The organism is Yimella sp. NH-Cas1 (assembly GCF_022359705.1).
Taxonomy (GTDB): domain Bacteria; phylum Actinomycetota; class Actinomycetes; order Actinomycetales; family Dermatophilaceae; genus Yimella; species Yimella lutea.
This window is the reverse complement of the sequence record NZ_JAKSGG010000003.1, coordinates 220,402-234,683: the sequence shown is the minus strand read 5'-3', so window position 1 is coordinate 234,683 and position 14,282 is coordinate 220,402. Positions and strand designations below refer to the sequence as shown.

Genomic DNA, 14,282 nt, shown 5'->3' with positions numbered 1-14,282 from the left:
CGCTCGCAGGTCACTCGCTCGTCGCAGACCCGTCGCCCGAACCACTTACCGTGCCCCTCGATGACTGGACGTTTCGTGGCGATCGGGGACTCCTTCACCGAAGGTGTGGGCGATCCGAACCTGTTGTATCCCAACGGGGTTCGAGGATGGGCCGACCGCATGGCCCGGCAACTGGGACGGGCCGACGACCGGTGGAAGTACGCGAACCTGGCGATCCGCAGCAAACTGCTCGACGAGATCGTGCAGGAGCAGTTGCAGGACGCCATCGCGCTCGAACCCACGGTCGCCTCCTTCTACGCCGGTGGCAACGACATTCTGTCGATCCGGGTCGACATGAACTCGGTGATGGAACGCTACGAAGCAGCGTTACGCGAACTGACACACGCCGTCCCCGACGTTGTGCTGTTCACCACGTTCGACACCACCAGCAGCCGCGTACTCGAACCCTTCCGCCGCCGGATCTCCTTCTACAACAATGTGGTTCGCGATCTTTCCGTGTCGTACAACGCCATCCTGGTCGACCACACCCGCCTCTCGGAGTTCCGCGATCGGCGCATGTGGGCACCCGACCGCATCCACATGTCGGGCGCCGGACACAAGGTGCTCGCCGCCGAGGTGCTCAAGACACTCGGCGTCCCGCACACGTTGAAGTTGCCGCAACTGGGTCCATGGGAGCCGCGGCCGTGGCGACAGGCGGTGCGTACCGAGAGCGCGTGGGTGCGCCACGAGGTGTTGCCGCTGTTGCGCCGACGACTCAGCGGCGTCAGGGAGGGAGATTCGCTCACCCCGAAGTGGCCCGAGCTCGTCCACCCGTCCGACGGCATGAAGCGGCTGGCGCGCTCCCGCGCGGGCGACGCCGTCTGGGTGCACGAGCACGTCGGCGCCACGGCCTGATCGATCGAGCCGGACAGCCGTACGACGGCCGTCCGGAAGGCAGAGTGGAGACATGAGCAACCACAAGGCAGAACAGAACAAGATCGTCGTCAGCCGCACCATCGAGGCTCCGGCCGACGCCATCTTCGACATCATCAGCAACCCCAAGCGCCACCCCGAGTTCGACGGCTCCGGCTTCGTGCGCAGCGAGGACCAGGGCGACCGGATCACCGCCAACGGCCAGGTGTTCACCATGAACATGGAAGGCGATCACATGGGCGGTGAGTACAAGACCGACAACCACGTCACCGGCTATGCCCACGACCGCCTCGTGGCATGGCAGACCGCCCCCGCCGGCACCGAGCCCAAGGGCTGGGAGTGGGTCTGGGAACTGGAGCCGAAGGGCCAGCACGAGACCGAGGTGACGCTCACCTACGACTGGAGCAAGGTCACCGACAAGGACTTGCTGAAGAAGATCAGTTTCCCGCTGGTCGAGAAGGACAAGCTGGAGCACAGCCTGCAGCGCCTGTCCGAACTGGTCTGAGTTCCTCTCGGGCACAACGTTCTACGAGGGTTCCGCGGCAACGTCGCGGAACCCTCGTGGTGTGCTCGCGGGCAGGAAGCTCGGTGCGCTCGCGCTCTGGCAGTTCCACGCCGGCCTGGCCTGGGCAGTGCTTGCGATGGCCGCCGTCGCCGGCGCAATCGTGGCCTGTTGGTACGCCAAGAGCCACGGACGCCAGGAAGCACCTACCGTGAATACTGTCGAAGAAGGAGTCACCACATGAGCGCATCCACCGCTTCCAGCACGCAGCACCACGTCGACCTCACCGAGTCGCGCGCCGCGCACAATTACCACCCGCTGCCCGTCGTCCTCGCCCACGGTGAGGGCGCCTGGGTGACCGACGTCGACGGCAACCGGTACCTCGACTGCCTCGCCGGCTACTCCGCGCTCAACTTCGGCCACGGCCACCCGCAGCTGATCGCCGCCGCCGAGACCCAGCTGCGCAAGCTGACCCTGACCAGCCGCGCGTTCTACAACGACCAGCTCGGAGAGTTCGCCGCCGAACTCGGTGACCTCGTCGGCAAGGAGGTCATCCTGCCGATGAACACCGGCGCCGAGGCCGTCGAGACGGCCCTGAAGGTGGCACGACGTTGGGGCCACGAGGTGAAGGGCATCCCGGCCGAACGCGGGCAGATCATCGTCATGGAAGGCAACTTCCACGGCCGCACCACCACGATCGTCTCGTTCTCGACGGACGAGGAGGCGCGCGCCGGATTCGGGCCGTTCACACCGGGATTCGTGGTTGTTCCCTACGGCGACGCCGAGGCGCTCGAAGCCGCGATCAACGACGAGACGATCGCCGTGCTCATCGAGCCGATCCAGGGCGAGGGTGGCGTCGTGATCCCGCAGGCCGGCTTCCTCGGCCGGGTGCGTGAACTCTGCACGCAGCACAGCATGCTGTTCATCGCCGACGAGATCCAGTCGGGTCTGGCACGGACCGGTCGCACGCTGGCCGTCGAACACGAGAACGTCGTGCCCGACATCGTCGTGCTCGGCAAGGCGCTCGGCGGCGGCATCCTGCCGGTCTCTGCGATTGCCGCGAACCACGACGTGCTCGACGTCATCACTCCGGGCAGCCACGGTTCGACGTTCGGCGGCAATCCGTTGGCGGCGGCGGTAGGACGCGAGGTCGTCGCGATGCTCGGCACCGGCGAATTCCAGGACGCCGCAAGCCGATTGGGTGCACGCCTCACCGAACGTCTCAACGGCCTCGGGGACGCGGTGGTCACCGTCCGCAGCCGTGGACTGTGGGCCGGCCTCGACCTCGACCCGAACGTGATGAGCGGACGCGACCTGAGTGTCGCGCTGATGCACCGCGGTGTCCTGGTCAAGGACACCCACGGCTCGACCGTGCGTATCGCTCCCCCGCTCGTGGCGTCCGAGTCGGACATCGATCTCATCGCCGACTCCATCTCCGAGTCACTGGCCGACGCGATTCGATGAGCTGTAAGCCGAGTGCGCCGACGTGGCACACCGAACAGGCCGCAAGCTGCACAACCCCGCCGGATCAGCGTTGACTGGACGCATGACAACCGTTGCTGATCAGCTCGTCGCTCAACTTCAGGACGCCGGCGTCCGCCGCATCTACGGCATCGTCGGCGACAGTCTCAACCCGGTGGTCGACGCCGTGCGCCGTACCGGCGGCTCGGCGAAAGGTGGGATCGACTGGGTCCACGTGCGCCACGAGGAAGCCGCTGCGTTCGCAGCCGGCGCCGATGCCCAGGTCACCGGTGAACTCGTCGCGTGCGCCGGCTCGTGCGGTCCGGGCAACCTGCACCTGATCAACGGCCTGTACGACGCGAATCGTTCGGGCGCGCCGGTGATCGCGATCGCGAGCCACATCCCGAGCTCCCAGATCGGCCAGGGGTACTTTCAGGAGACGCACCCCGACCGCATCTTCAACGAGTGCTCGGTCTACTCCGAGCTCATCTCCACCCCGACCCAGGCCCCCCGCGTGGTGGCGTCCGCGATCAGGCACGCGGTGGCCGAGCCGGGCGTCGCGGTCATCACCTTGCCCGGCGATGTCGCCGACGAGGAAGCGACGGCAGAAGCGCCCCGCTATGTTCCGGTCGAGCGCGGAGTCCTCACTCCCCCGGCGGCGGTCATGCAACGGCTCGCCGACGCCATCAACGCCTCCGACAAGGTCGCTCTCTTCGTCGGGCATGGCATCGCCGGCGAACACGACGCCGTCGTCGAGCTCGCCGACCTCATCGGTGCACCCGTCGGGCACTCACTGCGTGGCAAGGAGCTCATCCAGTACGACAACCCGTACGACGTGGGCATGACCGGCTTGCTCGGTTACGGCGCTGCGGCGGCCGGGATGGAGGACGCCGACCTGCTGATCATGCTCGGCACCGACTTCCCTTACGACCAGTTCCTACCCGACGTCACCACGGCCCAGGTCGACCGCGATGCCGCCGTGATCGGCCGACGTACCTCCGTGGACATTCCGGTACACGGTGACGTGGGTACGACCCTGCGCGCGCTGATCCCGTTGGTGCAGCGTAAGAAGAGCCGCACGTTCCTGGAGAAGACCCTCAAGCGTCACGACGGGCTCATGGACAAAGCAGTAGGCGCCTACACGCGCAAGGTGGAGAAGAAGAAGCCGATCCACCCCGAGTACGCGGCGTCCGTCCTGGACCAAGTCGCGGCGGACAACGCGGTGTTCACCGCCGACACCGGCATGTGCAACGTGTGGAGCGCTCGGTACATCAACCCGCTCGGCTCGCGCCGCCTCATCGGCTCGTTTCTGCACGGATCGATGGCGAACGCGCTGCCGCAGGCCATCGGCGCACAGTTCGCCCAGCGCGACCGGCAGGTGATCTCGATGTCAGGTGACGGTGGCCTCGGCATGCTGCTGGGCGAGATGCTCACCGCGGCGGCCTACGACCTGCCGATCAATGTCGTGGTGTTCAACAACTCGACCCTGGGCATGGTGAAGCTGGAGATGCTGGTCGACAAGTTGCCCGACTTCGGCGTCGACGTGCCCGAGGTCAACTACGCCGCGATCGCAGCAGCCATGGGCTGGAAGTCGATTCGCGTGGAGGACCCGAAGCACTTGGAGAAGGCGTACCGGGAAGCGCTGGCGCACGACGGGCCGGCACTGGTGGACGTCGTGACCGACCCGAACGCGTTGTCGATCCCGCCCAAGGTGACCGGCACGCAGATCTTCGGATTCGCCACGGCGATGAGCAAGATCGTGTTCAACGGCGGCGCGGGAGAAGCGGTGTCGATGGCGCGGTCCAACCTGCGCAACCTGCCCCGCTGACGACAAGGAAACCGGTCGCAATTGCGACCGGTTTCCTTGATTACGGGTGTAGATCAGCGCTGGGGCGCCAAACCACCAAGGACGTGCCCGGGGCCCGGCGACGGGCACGTTCGCCCGGCCGCAGTGCGACGATCTGACCGCCCGGCGCAGCGGCGAAAACTCTTGCCGCCGAAGCGTATTGGAGCTGATCCTGAAGTTCGTGGACCCTGGCGCGGAGGGTGTCGACCTGTGCCTCGACCTCCATGATCCGGGCGATGCCGGCCAGGCTGACGCCTTCCTCCTGGGACAGGCGCTGCACCTCCCGCAACATCTCGATGTCGCGGGCGCTGTAACGGCGTCCGCCACCCCGGGTGCGCGACGGGGTGACGATGCCGAGCCGGTCGTACTGACGCAACGTTTGAGCGTGCATTCCGGCCAGCTCGGCCGCCACCGAGATCACATACACCGGGGCGTCCATGTCGGGTATGGGCGAGCGGTCCATCACTGACGCGCCTTCGCCATCAGATCGGCGCGCGGGTCACCGCCCCGTTTGTCGGCGATCTCGGCGAGCGTCTTCTTGTCGTCGTCCGACAGATCTGTCGGCACCACCACGTGCACCTTCGCGAGCAGGTTGCCCGCGCCGGACTTGGCCTGGATGCCTCGGCCCTTGATCCGCAGCACCTGACCGGACTGCGTTCCGGGAGCGATCTTGACCTTGACGGTCGAACCGTCGAGGGTCGGTACCGCGACCGTGGCGCCCAAGGTCGCCTCGGCGAAGGTGACCGGCAGGTCGACGGTGATGTCGTTGCCGTCCCGGCCGAACACCGGGTGCGGCTGCACGTGCACTTCCAGCAGCAGGTCGCCGGCACCGCCGGGGCCGGGCTGCCCCTTGCCCCGCAGCCGGATCGTCTGTCCGTCCTTCACGCCCGCGGGGATACGGGTCTTGATCGTCGAGCCGTCGGCCGACTGCAGCGAGACGGTCTCGCCCTCAGCCGCGGAACGGAACGACAAGGTGGTCTGAGCACGGACGTCGCGGCCCTTCGGGGGCGCTTGGCTGAATCCGCCGTTGCCGCCGAATCCCCCTGCGCCACCACCGAACTGGCCGAGGATGTCGTCCAGGTTGAAGGTCTGTCCGCCACCGGTGGAGAAGCCGCCGGCCGGACCGGCACCGCCGCCACCGAACATCGAACCGAAGAGGTCCTCAAAGCCGGCTGCTCCGGCGCCACCCCCTCCACCGCCTGCGGTGAAGCGAGCTCCCCCGCCGACCATCGCGCGCAACTGGTCGTACTCGGCGCGCTTGTCCTTGTCGCCGAGGACGGAGTTGGCCTCCCCGACGTCCTTGAACTTCTGCTCGGCGACCGTGTCGCCCGGGTTCTTGTCCGGGTGGTACTGCCGGGCCAATTTGCGGTAGGCCTTCTTGATGTCGGCCTCGGACGCGTCCTGGGGCACCCCGAGGATCTTGTAAAAGTCCTTCTCCAGCCAGTCCTGGCTCGCCATGCTTTCTCCTTGGTCCTTCGTCGTGGGCCACGGTTCCGATCTGTTTCCCGTCCGCGTGGCCCACGACGGGGAACTGCATCACTGAGGGTCTGCGACCGCCACGCGGGCCGGGCGCACGACACGCTCGCCCACCTTGTAACCGGGCTGCATCACCTGAACGACGGTGGTGCCTTCGCTGCCCTCGGGCACCTCGGCCTCGATGTGCATCAGGGCCTCGTGGTGCATCGGGTCGAACGCGTCGCCCACCTCACCGAAGCTGGCCAGGCCGTAGCGACCCAGGATCGCATCGAGCTTGGCGGCGATCTTGGCGAACGGCGAACCCTCCTCGAGGTCGCCGTGCTGGCGCGCGTAGTGGATCTCGTCCAACACCGGCAACAGCGACTCCACGAATCCGGCGAGGGTGGCGCTGTGCGCCATCTCGCGGTCGCGGTCGACGCGCCGTTTGTAGTTGACGTACTCGGCCTGCAGTCGCTGCAGGTCTGCCAACCGCTCGGCGGCGAGCGCGGCGTCCGGGTGGACGTCGTCGCTCGGACCGGCGCTCGAACCGGTTGTCTGCTGCGGGTCGTCGTTGATCGCTTCGGTATTGGGCAGGTCGTCGCCGACCGCCCCACCGAACGCGCTGTCGCCGCCTTCCGCCTCGACGATCCGGTCGAACTCGTCGTTGCCCGAACCCTTCTCGGAGCCCTTCTCGGCACTCTTGTCAGCGCTGTTGTCGTCGCTCACGGCGTCCTCCTTCTCATGGTCTGCGGGGTGTGCGCCGCGCAGCTCGCCCGTCTCGGGGTCGATACGGCGCTTGTCCCGGACGACCGGCCCGGTGGGCTCCTCCTGCGAGGAGCCCACCTGATCGTCGGTCACTTCTTGTCCGACTCGTCGTCGTCCACGACCTCGGCGTCGACGACGTCGTCGTCACCGGCGGTCTGGGCGGAGTCGTCCGCGGCACCTGCGGTGGAGGCGTCACCCGAGGGCGCACCTTCGGCGCTCTCGGACGCGTACATCGCCGCGCCCATCTTCTGCGAGACGTCCGAGAGGGTCTTGCTCTTGGCCGCGATGTCCTCCGGGGAGGTGTTCTCGTCCTTGAGCGCGTCCTTCAGGTCGTTGGTCGCGGTCTCGACCTCGGTCTTGGTATCGGCCGGGATCTTGTCACCGTTGTCGGCGAGGAACTTCTCCGTCGAGTACACGAGCTGCTCGGCGGTGTTGCGCGCCTCGGTGGCCTCGCGCCGCTTGGCGTCCTCGGCGGCGTGCTCCTCGGCGTCCTTGATCATGCGGTCGATGTCCTCCTTGGGGAGGGCGGATCCACCGGTGATCTGGATCGAGGCTTCCTTGCCCGTGCCGCGGTCCTTGGCGGACACGTGCACGATGCCGTTGGCGTCGATGTCGAAGGTGACCTCGATCTGCGGCACACCACGCGGGGCGGGTGCGATGCCGGAGAGTTCGAAGTTGCCGAGCGGCTTGTTCATCTTGGCCACTTCGCGCTCACCCTGGAACACCTGGATATCGACGGACGGCTGGTTGTCCTCGGCCGTCGAGAACACCTCGGTGCGCTTGGTCGGGATCGCGGAGTTGCGCTCGATGAGCTTGGTGAACAGACCACCCTTGGTCTCGATACCCAGGCTCAGCGGGGTGACGTCGATGAGCAGCACGTCCTTGCGCTCACCCTTCAGCACACCGGCCTGCAGGGCAGCACCGACGGCGACGACCTCGTCCGGGTTGACGCCCTTGTTGGGCTCCTTGCCGGTGAGTTCCTTGACGACCTCGGCGACTGCGGGCATGCGGGTGGAACCACCCACGAGCACTACGTGGTCGATGTCGCCGACCGAGATGCCGGCGTCCTTGATGACGTTCTGGAACGGGGTCTTGGTGCGCTCCAGGAGGTCCTTGGTCATCTGCTCGAACTGCGCGCGGGTGATGGTCTCGTCCAGGTGGATCGGACCGTTTTCACCCATGCTCAGGTACTGCAGCGACAGGTTGGTGGACGTCGACGACGACAGTTCCTTCTTGGCCTGCTCGGCGGCGTCGCGAAGACGCTGCATGGCGATCTTGTCCTTGGACAGGTCGACACCGGTCTGGTTCTTCACCGTGGTGAGCAGGTGCTCGACGATGCGCTGGTCCCAGTCGTCACCACCGAGCTTGTTGTCACCGCTGGTGGCGCGCACCTGGATGGTGCTGAAGCCGTCCTCGGGGTCCTTGCCGACCTCGAGCAGCGAGACGTCGAAGGTGCCGCCACCCAGGTCGAAGACCAGGATGAGCTCGTCCTCCTTGCCCTTGTCCAGGCCGTATGCCAGTGCGGCCGCGGTGGGCTCGTTGACGATGCGCAGGACGTTGAGGCCTGCGATCTCGCCGGCCTCCTTGGTGGCCTGACGCTCGGCGTCGTCGAAGTACGCCGGGACGGTGATGACCGCGTCAGTGACCTTCTCGCCGAGGTAGGACTCGGCGTCCCGCTTGAGCTTCATCAGAATGCGCGCGGAGATCTCCTGCGGCGTGTACTTCTTGCCGTCGATCTCGTCGGTGGTCCAGTCGGTGCCCATGTGGCGCTTGACCGAACGGATGGTGCGGTCGACGTTGGTGACCGCCTGTCGCTTGGCGATCTCGCCGACGAGGACGTCGCCGTTCTTGGCGAAAGCCACGACGGACGGCGTGGTGCGGCCGCCCTCAGCGTTCGCGATGATTTCCGGATCGTTGCCCTCAAGGACGGCAACGGCCGAGTTGGTGGTGCCGAGGTCAATACCTACCGCACGAGCCATGGTGATGTTCTCCTTGTTGTGGGGTTCAGGACTACAGGCGACTCAACTCCGGGTGTCGAAACATTGTCAAGTCGAGACCCTGGAAACTTGCGTCTGATGGACTCAACCTCCTGGACGCGTCCATCATTCCCGACCCGACAAAAGTTTTCTGGTCGGTTTGCTGTCGGCTTTGAGGTGGAACCAGACCTGCCGCGGCGCCGTCCACTTCGCGGTTCGCGATCGCGGACCGGCGCACCAGCAACAATGCACGACCGGGACGACGTACGCTGTCAGCGCTCGACATTCCGGTCCGGACCCCAGGGGGACCCCATGAAGCCTAGTTACGCCCTTCTCAGCGCGGTTGCTGCCACGACCCTGCTGGCGGGCTGCGGTTCGGACTCCGGTGTGACGGTCAGCAGCGCCACGAATTCCGGGGCGACGACCACCGGTACAGCGGAGCCGACGAGCAGTTCCGAGTCGAGCACCGAGTCGAGCACCGAGTCGAGCACTGAGTCGAGCACTGAGTCGAGCACTGAGTCGAGCACTGAGTCGAGCACTGAGTCGAGCACTGACACCTCCGCCCCCGAGACCTCGAGCCCGACCAGTTCGGAAACTTCGAGCCCAACGGTGAGTGAGACCAGTTCACCGACGTCCACCGATGGCGCGCTGCTCGACGACGCCGCCATCGAAGCGTTCGCGACGAAGCTGGGTTGTGCACGCGAGCGCGCGGTGCCGCCGAAGAGCAGCTGGCTGCTGGCGAAGGGCGTCAAGACCGGGTACGACTGCACCGCGGGCGACATCGAGTACACCGTCATGCGAACGGAGAAGGCCGGGCAGATCGGGCCGGCCCTGGCGGAGATCAAGGTGCGCTGGGCCAAGGGCAAGCCGGTCTCGTACGTCGGGGGCACCAACTGGGCGATCCTCGCCTCCCCGGAGAAGGGCAAGCGCATTCCGGGTCTGACCCAGACCACCGAAGCCCAGAAGAAGGTCGGCGAAGGCAAGGTCACCTGGGCCTGAGGATCGGGGCGCGGGTCAGGACGCGGACCCGGCGGTGTGCCGGTGGTCAACGTGCCACCCGGTAGCGCACGAACACCGGCGCGGCCAGCGACACCGCCATCACGAGGACGACGGTCAGCAGACCGCCGCCTGCGGCGGTCCACGCCGTTCCCAGCCCGACGGCGGCGGCGCCGTGCGCGACGTCGGCCAAGCGGGGACCACCGGCGACGACGACGGTGAACACCCCTTGGAGGCGGCCACGGACATCATCGGTGGCCGCCTCCTGCAGCATCGTGGTGCGAAATGCGGCGGAGGCCATGTCGGCAGCGCCGGCCACCATCAAGGCACCGACCGCGATCGCCAGCGGTAGACCGGCCGCTCCCCTGCCGAATGCCACCGCAAGGCCGAACACCGTGATGGCGACGCCCCAGACGACGATCGCCACGACCACAGCCAGCCCTTGGCGCTCGACGCGCGACACCCAGCCCGACAGCACCCCGCCGATGACGGCACCGGCCGGGATCGCGGCGAACAGCAACGCGAAGGCGAACCCGCCACCGTCCGGGCCACCGAAATCGAGGTGCGCGATCTGTGGGAACAGCGCCCGGGGCATGCCGAAGACCATGGCGATGATGTCGACGACGAACGACATGAGCAACACCGTGTGCGCGCGCAGGTAGGCGAATCCTTCGATGACAGAACGGAAACCGGCCTTGGTCGCCTGGCCGATCGCAGGCATGGCAGGCAGGCCGACCACGGCCCACAGCGTCGCGAACAAGGTGATGGTGTCGGCCGCGTAGAGCCAGGAGTAGCCGAGCACCGGGATGAGCAGACCGCCGACCATCGGCCCGGCGATGGCACCGAACTGCATGACCGTCATGTTGAGCGAGTTCGCGGCGGGCAGCTGTTCCAGCGGCACCAGTCGCGGGTAGATCGCCGAGCGCGTCGGCTGGTTCACCGCGAAGAACGCCTGTTGGACGGCGAACAGCACCAGCAACAACCAGACTTGGTCGAGCTGTGCTGCGGCTTGCGCGAAGAACAGCGCGCTGGTCGCGATGAGGCCGATCGTGGTGATGGTCAGCAGTTTGCGCCGGTCCATGGCATCGGCGAGGGCGCCGCCGTACAGACCGAAGACGATCAGCGGGATGAGGCCGAACAGCCCGGTGAGACCGACATAGGCCGAGCTGCCGGTGATCTTATAGATCTGCGCGGGCACCGCGACCACAGTCAGTTGCGCGCCGATGAGCGTGATGATGTTGGTCCACCACAGCCGTCGGTAAGCCGGGACGCGCAGCGGACGGGTGTCGGCGAACAAGCCGCGGACGCGGGACAGGGCAACCTCCGAGGTACGGATGACGAAGCGCTCGATCCTCCCACTCGCAGCGACTACGGACTGACACCCACCTCTCGCGCTCGGCGTGCGAACGCGCGACAGTCAAGACGTGACGACCGCCGTCCGGCGGCCGCCTCCATCCGCCCACGGAGGTCGGGCATGTCGACCACAGTGCGCGTGCATCGCGGGTACGCCTGCCCCCGACCGGATCGTGATGGTCGGCGGGCAGCGGGTCGGACGCCCGGAAGGCGAGGTCAACGACTACGAGACCACTCCCGACAGTCATGTCCTCATGGTCCGCCTGGGCTACTTGCAGGAATGAATCCGTTTTCACGCCGAGCCGCAGGTTGGTTCGGAACGGTCAAATGGCGCGGGGTGAGTACATGATGATCGCGACACCCACCAGGCAGCAGAGCGCCCCGACTACGTCGTAGCGATCGGGACGGTAGCCGTCCATCACCATGCCCCAGACCAACGAACCTGCGACGAAAACTCCGCCGTACGCCGCCAGGATCCGCCCGAAGTTCGCGTCCTGCTGCAAGGTCGCGACGAACCCGTAGAGGCCTAATGCGATCACGCCGGCTCCGATCCAGAGCCAACCCTTGTGCTCCCGGACGCCCTGCCAGACGAGCCACGCGCCGCCGATCTCGCAGACTGCGGCAGCCAGGAACAACGCGAGCGAGCGGGCGATCATCATGGCGCCCATTGTTGTCGGCAGCCCCTTCGGCTCGGGTCAGGATCGCAGTGCGTGCACGAACACGGGTGCATGTGCACGTTCGTCGAGCGTGCCGCGCCTCGCGAATTCGGCGAGCACAGTGCGCATCGCACGTCCTTCATCGAAGGTTGCATGCCACGCCGGGCCCGACGCACGAACGATGGAATCCCACGCCGGCCCGGGGAAGACGAGCGGGAGATCCGTGGTGTGCGCACCGGCGAGCGGGCCGTTGGCCGGTTTCGAGCGCAGGACGTACCGCCCTGTGTGGCCGCCGGCCGCCGAATGACGCTGGGCGAACCGGCGAGCCGGAGCGCCGTAGATGCGGCTGGTGAGCCGCCGGACGAGTTGCTCGCGTACCGCGGGCCGCAACGGCAGGCGTCCGAGCCGGGGCGGGACGAACAACGCCGCTTCCCGATCGGTGTGTCCGATCAGCAGATCGATCGATCCCGCTGATCGCCAGGCATCGTCCAGATCCCGTTCCTTCGGCAACGGGTCGATGCCGTACTGCGGGCCGAACGGCATCCCGGCCCGCAGGCCGTAACGCAGGGACATCCGTTGCAGGCGGTCGGTGGCAGCCAGGACCTCGTCGACGGACGCGTCCGGCGCCAGGTCCTGCACCTGGCGAGCCATCGCGACGTACATCCGGTCCCGTCTGCTCATCAGACCGAGCGGGGCGCTCATCACGATCGCCCTACGGAAAAGGCCCCGGGTGCCCTCGGCGATCATCAGGTGGGCGACCGAGTCGCCACCGGCGGACTCCCCGAAAACGGTGACGTGCTGCGGGTCCCCGCCGAAGACCGCGATGTTCTCGTGCACCCAGCGAAGGGCGGCGCGCTGATCGAGCAGACCGAGATTGCCCGGTGCGTCGCCGTGCCGCAGGTAGCCGAAGAGTCCGAGCCGATAGTTGATGCTGACCACGATCAGCCGCTGCTCGACGACCAGGGCGGTCGGGTCGTAGATGGGCAGGTCGCCGCCACCGGTCACATAGGAGCCGCCGTGGATCCACACCAGCACCGGCAGCGCGGCATCCGAGCTCGTGCCGGCCGGGACGGTCACCGAGAGGTTGAGGCAGTTCTCGTCCGTTCGCGGTCGACCCTCCAGATCGTCCAGCACTTCGTCGATGAGCGGGAACGACACCTGCGGACAGACCGGGGACGGCTCACGTGCATCGAAATCCCGACCGGAGAACGGCACGGGAACGGGCAGACCCCACCGGGAAGCGGACGCGTAGGGAAGGCCGGTCGCCTGCCACACCTTCGGGGTGCCGCGACCCGAGACCTTGCCACCGGGAATCGTCCAGACCGGGGTGTTCGGGACGCTCATACCGGCGATCGTCGCAGACCGTCGTCGCCGCCCGGGCAGCCAGGGCTACCGAGGCGACAGAACCGTCTCGCCCACCTTCTCCTCATCGTGCAACCAGCGCTGTTCGAGCCACGCCATCGCCATCGGAAGCAGTCCGATCACCATGAGGATGATCACCACTGCCAGGACACCTTCGTCCAAACCCATGTCTCCACGCTCCTCCTTCTGCACCGGCAGTTGGTGAAGGGGCGGCGACGGATCCCGGAATTACCGCTGGGGGTTCACGAACGATGCAGCGCGTCGGCGATCGGAACGTCGCCGTCGGTGAATTCGATCTCGCGGCCCGCGACCGTTTCGGGGTCGGCTTCGACGACGGCGGTGATCACATCGGCAACCAACTCACGTGACGTGGACGTCTTGCCGTCGTTCGCCGGGTCGAGTGTCCCGGACGACGGGTCGAGAGTGAGAGTGCTCGGCTTGAGGATCGTCCACTGCAGTTCGGACGCCTTGAGGTGTTCATCGGCCGCGGCCTTGGCGTCGGCGTACGCGAAGAACGAATTGTCTTCCGGCACACCGTGACCGGGACCGGCACCGAAGTAGGACACCATCACGTACCGCAGCACGCCGGCCTGGCGGGAGGCGTCCATCGATCGGATCGCCGCGTCCCTGTCGACGGCATAGGTGCGCTCGGGGTGACCACCGCCGGCTCCTGCGGACCACACGATCACCTGGTGCCCGGTGAGCAGTTCGGCGAGTTCATCGGTGTCGAGTTGCTCGACATCAGCCACGACCGGTGCGGCGCCGGTCTCGGCGACATCTGCGGCGTGATCGGGATTGCGGATGATCGAGCTGACCTCGTGCCCGGCTGCGGCGAGCTTGTGAGCTGCGAGCAGGGCGATCTTGCCGTGCCCTCCGATGATCGCGATGCGGGTCATGTGCGCCTCCAGGTATCGGTCCGTTTCGTGTGCGCTTGCTCGACCCACGGTACGTAGCCCGGCCCGCCGGTTGGCACGTCCCGACGTTCCAATATAAACAGA

At 66.9% G+C, this 14,282-nt stretch carries 16 protein-coding genes; 6 read left to right on the top strand and 10 right to left on the bottom strand.

The genetic code is table 11. The features are described from left to right. Positions 1–60: 60 nt before the first annotated feature. From MF407_RS01485 to MF407_RS01465, 5 genes are all read left to right on the top strand, one after another. Positions 61–894: an SGNH/GDSL hydrolase family protein gene (locus tag MF407_RS01485; RefSeq protein WP_129624691.1), complete on the top strand. Its 834-nt coding sequence runs from the start codon at positions 61–63 to the stop codon at positions 892–894. 52 nt (positions 895–946) lie between these two features. After that, entirely contained in the window at positions 947–1,417 is a 471-nt protein-coding gene (locus MF407_RS01480; protein WP_129624692.1) for an SRPBCC family protein, read from the top strand. Positions 1,418–1,478: 61 nt separating this feature from the next. Beyond that, a complete protein-coding gene (locus MF407_RS01475) occupies positions 1,479–1,658 on the top strand; it encodes a hypothetical protein (protein WP_239700932.1) in 180 nt (59 codons plus the stop codon). Continuing rightward, positions 1,655–2,878, top strand: coding sequence for an ornithine--oxo-acid transaminase (gene rocD, locus MF407_RS01470; protein ID WP_129624694.1), 1,224 nt, complete (start codon positions 1,655–1,657; stop codon positions 2,876–2,878). Before MF407_RS01475 ends, rocD begins: the two co-directional genes overlap by 4 nt. A gap of 82 nt (positions 2,879–2,960) precedes the next feature. After that, positions 2,961–4,703: a pyruvate dehydrogenase gene (locus tag MF407_RS01465; protein WP_239700929.1), complete on the top strand. Its 1,743-nt coding sequence runs from the start codon at positions 2,961–2,963 to the stop codon at positions 4,701–4,703. A 40-nt stretch (positions 4,704–4,743) separates the two neighbouring features. Here the strand turns inward: MF407_RS01465 and MF407_RS01460 are convergent, their stop codons facing one another. The 5 genes from MF407_RS01460 to MF407_RS01440 form a co-directional block, all read right to left on the bottom strand. Beyond that, entirely contained in the window at positions 4,744–5,184 is a 441-nt protein-coding gene (locus tag MF407_RS01460) for a helix-turn-helix transcriptional regulator (RefSeq protein WP_239700926.1), read from the bottom strand. Further along, complete coding sequence (locus MF407_RS01455; protein WP_239700923.1) at positions 5,184–6,179, bottom strand: DnaJ C-terminal domain-containing protein; 996 nt, start codon at positions 6,177–6,179, stop codon at positions 5,184–5,186. The genes MF407_RS01460 and MF407_RS01455 overlap by 1 nt, the downstream gene beginning before the upstream one ends. 78 nt (positions 6,180–6,257) lie before the next feature. After that, entirely contained in the window at positions 6,258–7,034 is a 777-nt protein-coding gene (gene grpE, locus MF407_RS01450; protein ID WP_239700921.1) for a nucleotide exchange factor GrpE, read from the bottom strand. Continuing rightward, a complete protein-coding gene (dnaK, locus tag MF407_RS01445) occupies positions 7,031–8,920 on the bottom strand; it encodes a molecular chaperone DnaK (RefSeq protein ID WP_239700919.1) in 1,890 nt (629 codons plus the stop codon). Before dnaK ends, grpE begins: the two co-directional genes overlap by 4 nt. Positions 8,921–9,240: 320 nt before the next feature. Then, on the bottom strand, positions 9,241–9,468 hold the full coding sequence (locus tag MF407_RS01440) for a hypothetical protein (RefSeq protein ID WP_239700917.1): 228 nt from the start codon (positions 9,466–9,468) through the stop codon (positions 9,241–9,243). Between the two features lie 58 nt (positions 9,469–9,526). On the opposite strand from MF407_RS01440, the gene MF407_RS01435 reads away from it, so the two are divergent. Continuing rightward, entirely contained in the window at positions 9,527–9,916 is a 390-nt protein-coding gene (locus MF407_RS01435) for a hypothetical protein (protein WP_129624699.1), read from the top strand. Between the two features lie 46 nt (positions 9,917–9,962). Here MF407_RS01435 and MF407_RS01430 read toward each other — a convergent pair whose 3' ends face one another. The 5 genes from MF407_RS01430 to MF407_RS01410 form a co-directional block, all read right to left on the bottom strand. After that, positions 9,963–11,210 carry an MFS transporter gene (locus MF407_RS01430; RefSeq protein WP_239700916.1) on the bottom strand — a complete coding sequence of 416 codons (1,248 nt, stop codon included), beginning with the start codon at positions 11,208–11,210 and terminating at the stop codon, positions 9,963–9,965. A 379-nt stretch (positions 11,211–11,589) separates the two neighbouring features. After that, positions 11,590–11,925 (bottom strand): YnfA family protein, encoded by a 336-nt coding sequence (locus MF407_RS01425; protein ID WP_129624701.1) that lies wholly within the window; start codon positions 11,923–11,925, stop codon positions 11,590–11,592. 36 nt (positions 11,926–11,961) lie between these two features. After that, positions 11,962–13,266, bottom strand: a complete 1,305-nt coding sequence (locus MF407_RS01420; protein ID WP_129624702.1) for a carboxylesterase family protein — start codon at positions 13,264–13,266, stop codon at positions 11,962–11,964. A gap of 45 nt (positions 13,267–13,311) precedes the next feature. After that, entirely contained in the window at positions 13,312–13,452 is a 141-nt protein-coding gene (locus MF407_RS01415) for a hypothetical protein (RefSeq protein WP_168990145.1), read from the bottom strand. A 74-nt stretch (positions 13,453–13,526) separates the two neighbouring features. Continuing rightward, positions 13,527–14,180 (bottom strand): NAD(P)H-binding protein, encoded by a 654-nt coding sequence (locus tag MF407_RS01410; protein WP_129624703.1) that lies wholly within the window; start codon positions 14,178–14,180, stop codon positions 13,527–13,529. Between the last annotated feature and the right edge of the window lie 102 nt (positions 14,181–14,282).

Coding starts and splice junctions, on each gene's coding strand:
- MF407_RS01485 (WP_129624691.1), top strand. CDS start 61: ATGACTGGACGTTTCGTGGCGATCGGGGACTCCTTCACCGAAGGTGTG.
- MF407_RS01480 (WP_129624692.1), top strand. CDS start 947: ATGAGCAACCACAAGGCAGAACAGAACAAGATCGTCGTCAGCCGCACC.
- rocD (WP_129624694.1), top strand. CDS start 1,655: ATGAGCGCATCCACCGCTTCCAGCACGCAGCACCACGTCGACCTCACC.
- MF407_RS01465 (WP_239700929.1), top strand. CDS start 2,961: ATGACAACCGTTGCTGATCAGCTCGTCGCTCAACTTCAGGACGCCGGC.
- MF407_RS01460 (WP_239700926.1), bottom strand. CDS start 5,184: ATGGACCGCTCGCCCATACCCGACATGGACGCCCCGGTGTATGTGATC.
- MF407_RS01455 (WP_239700923.1), bottom strand. CDS start 6,179: ATGGCGAGCCAGGACTGGCTGGAGAAGGACTTTTACAAGATCCTCGGG.
- dnaK (WP_239700919.1), bottom strand. CDS start 8,920: ATGGCTCGTGCGGTAGGTATTGACCTCGGCACCACCAACTCGGCCGTT.
- MF407_RS01425 (WP_129624701.1), bottom strand. CDS start 11,925: ATGATGATCGCCCGCTCGCTCGCGTTGTTCCTGGCTGCCGCAGTCTGC.
- MF407_RS01420 (WP_129624702.1), bottom strand. CDS start 13,266: ATGAGCGTCCCGAACACCCCGGTCTGGACGATTCCCGGTGGCAAGGTC.
- MF407_RS01415 (WP_168990145.1), bottom strand. CDS start 13,452: ATGGGTTTGGACGAAGGTGTCCTGGCAGTGGTGATCATCCTCATGGTG.
- MF407_RS01410 (WP_129624703.1), bottom strand. CDS start 14,180: ATGACCCGCATCGCGATCATCGGAGGGCACGGCAAGATCGCCCTGCTC.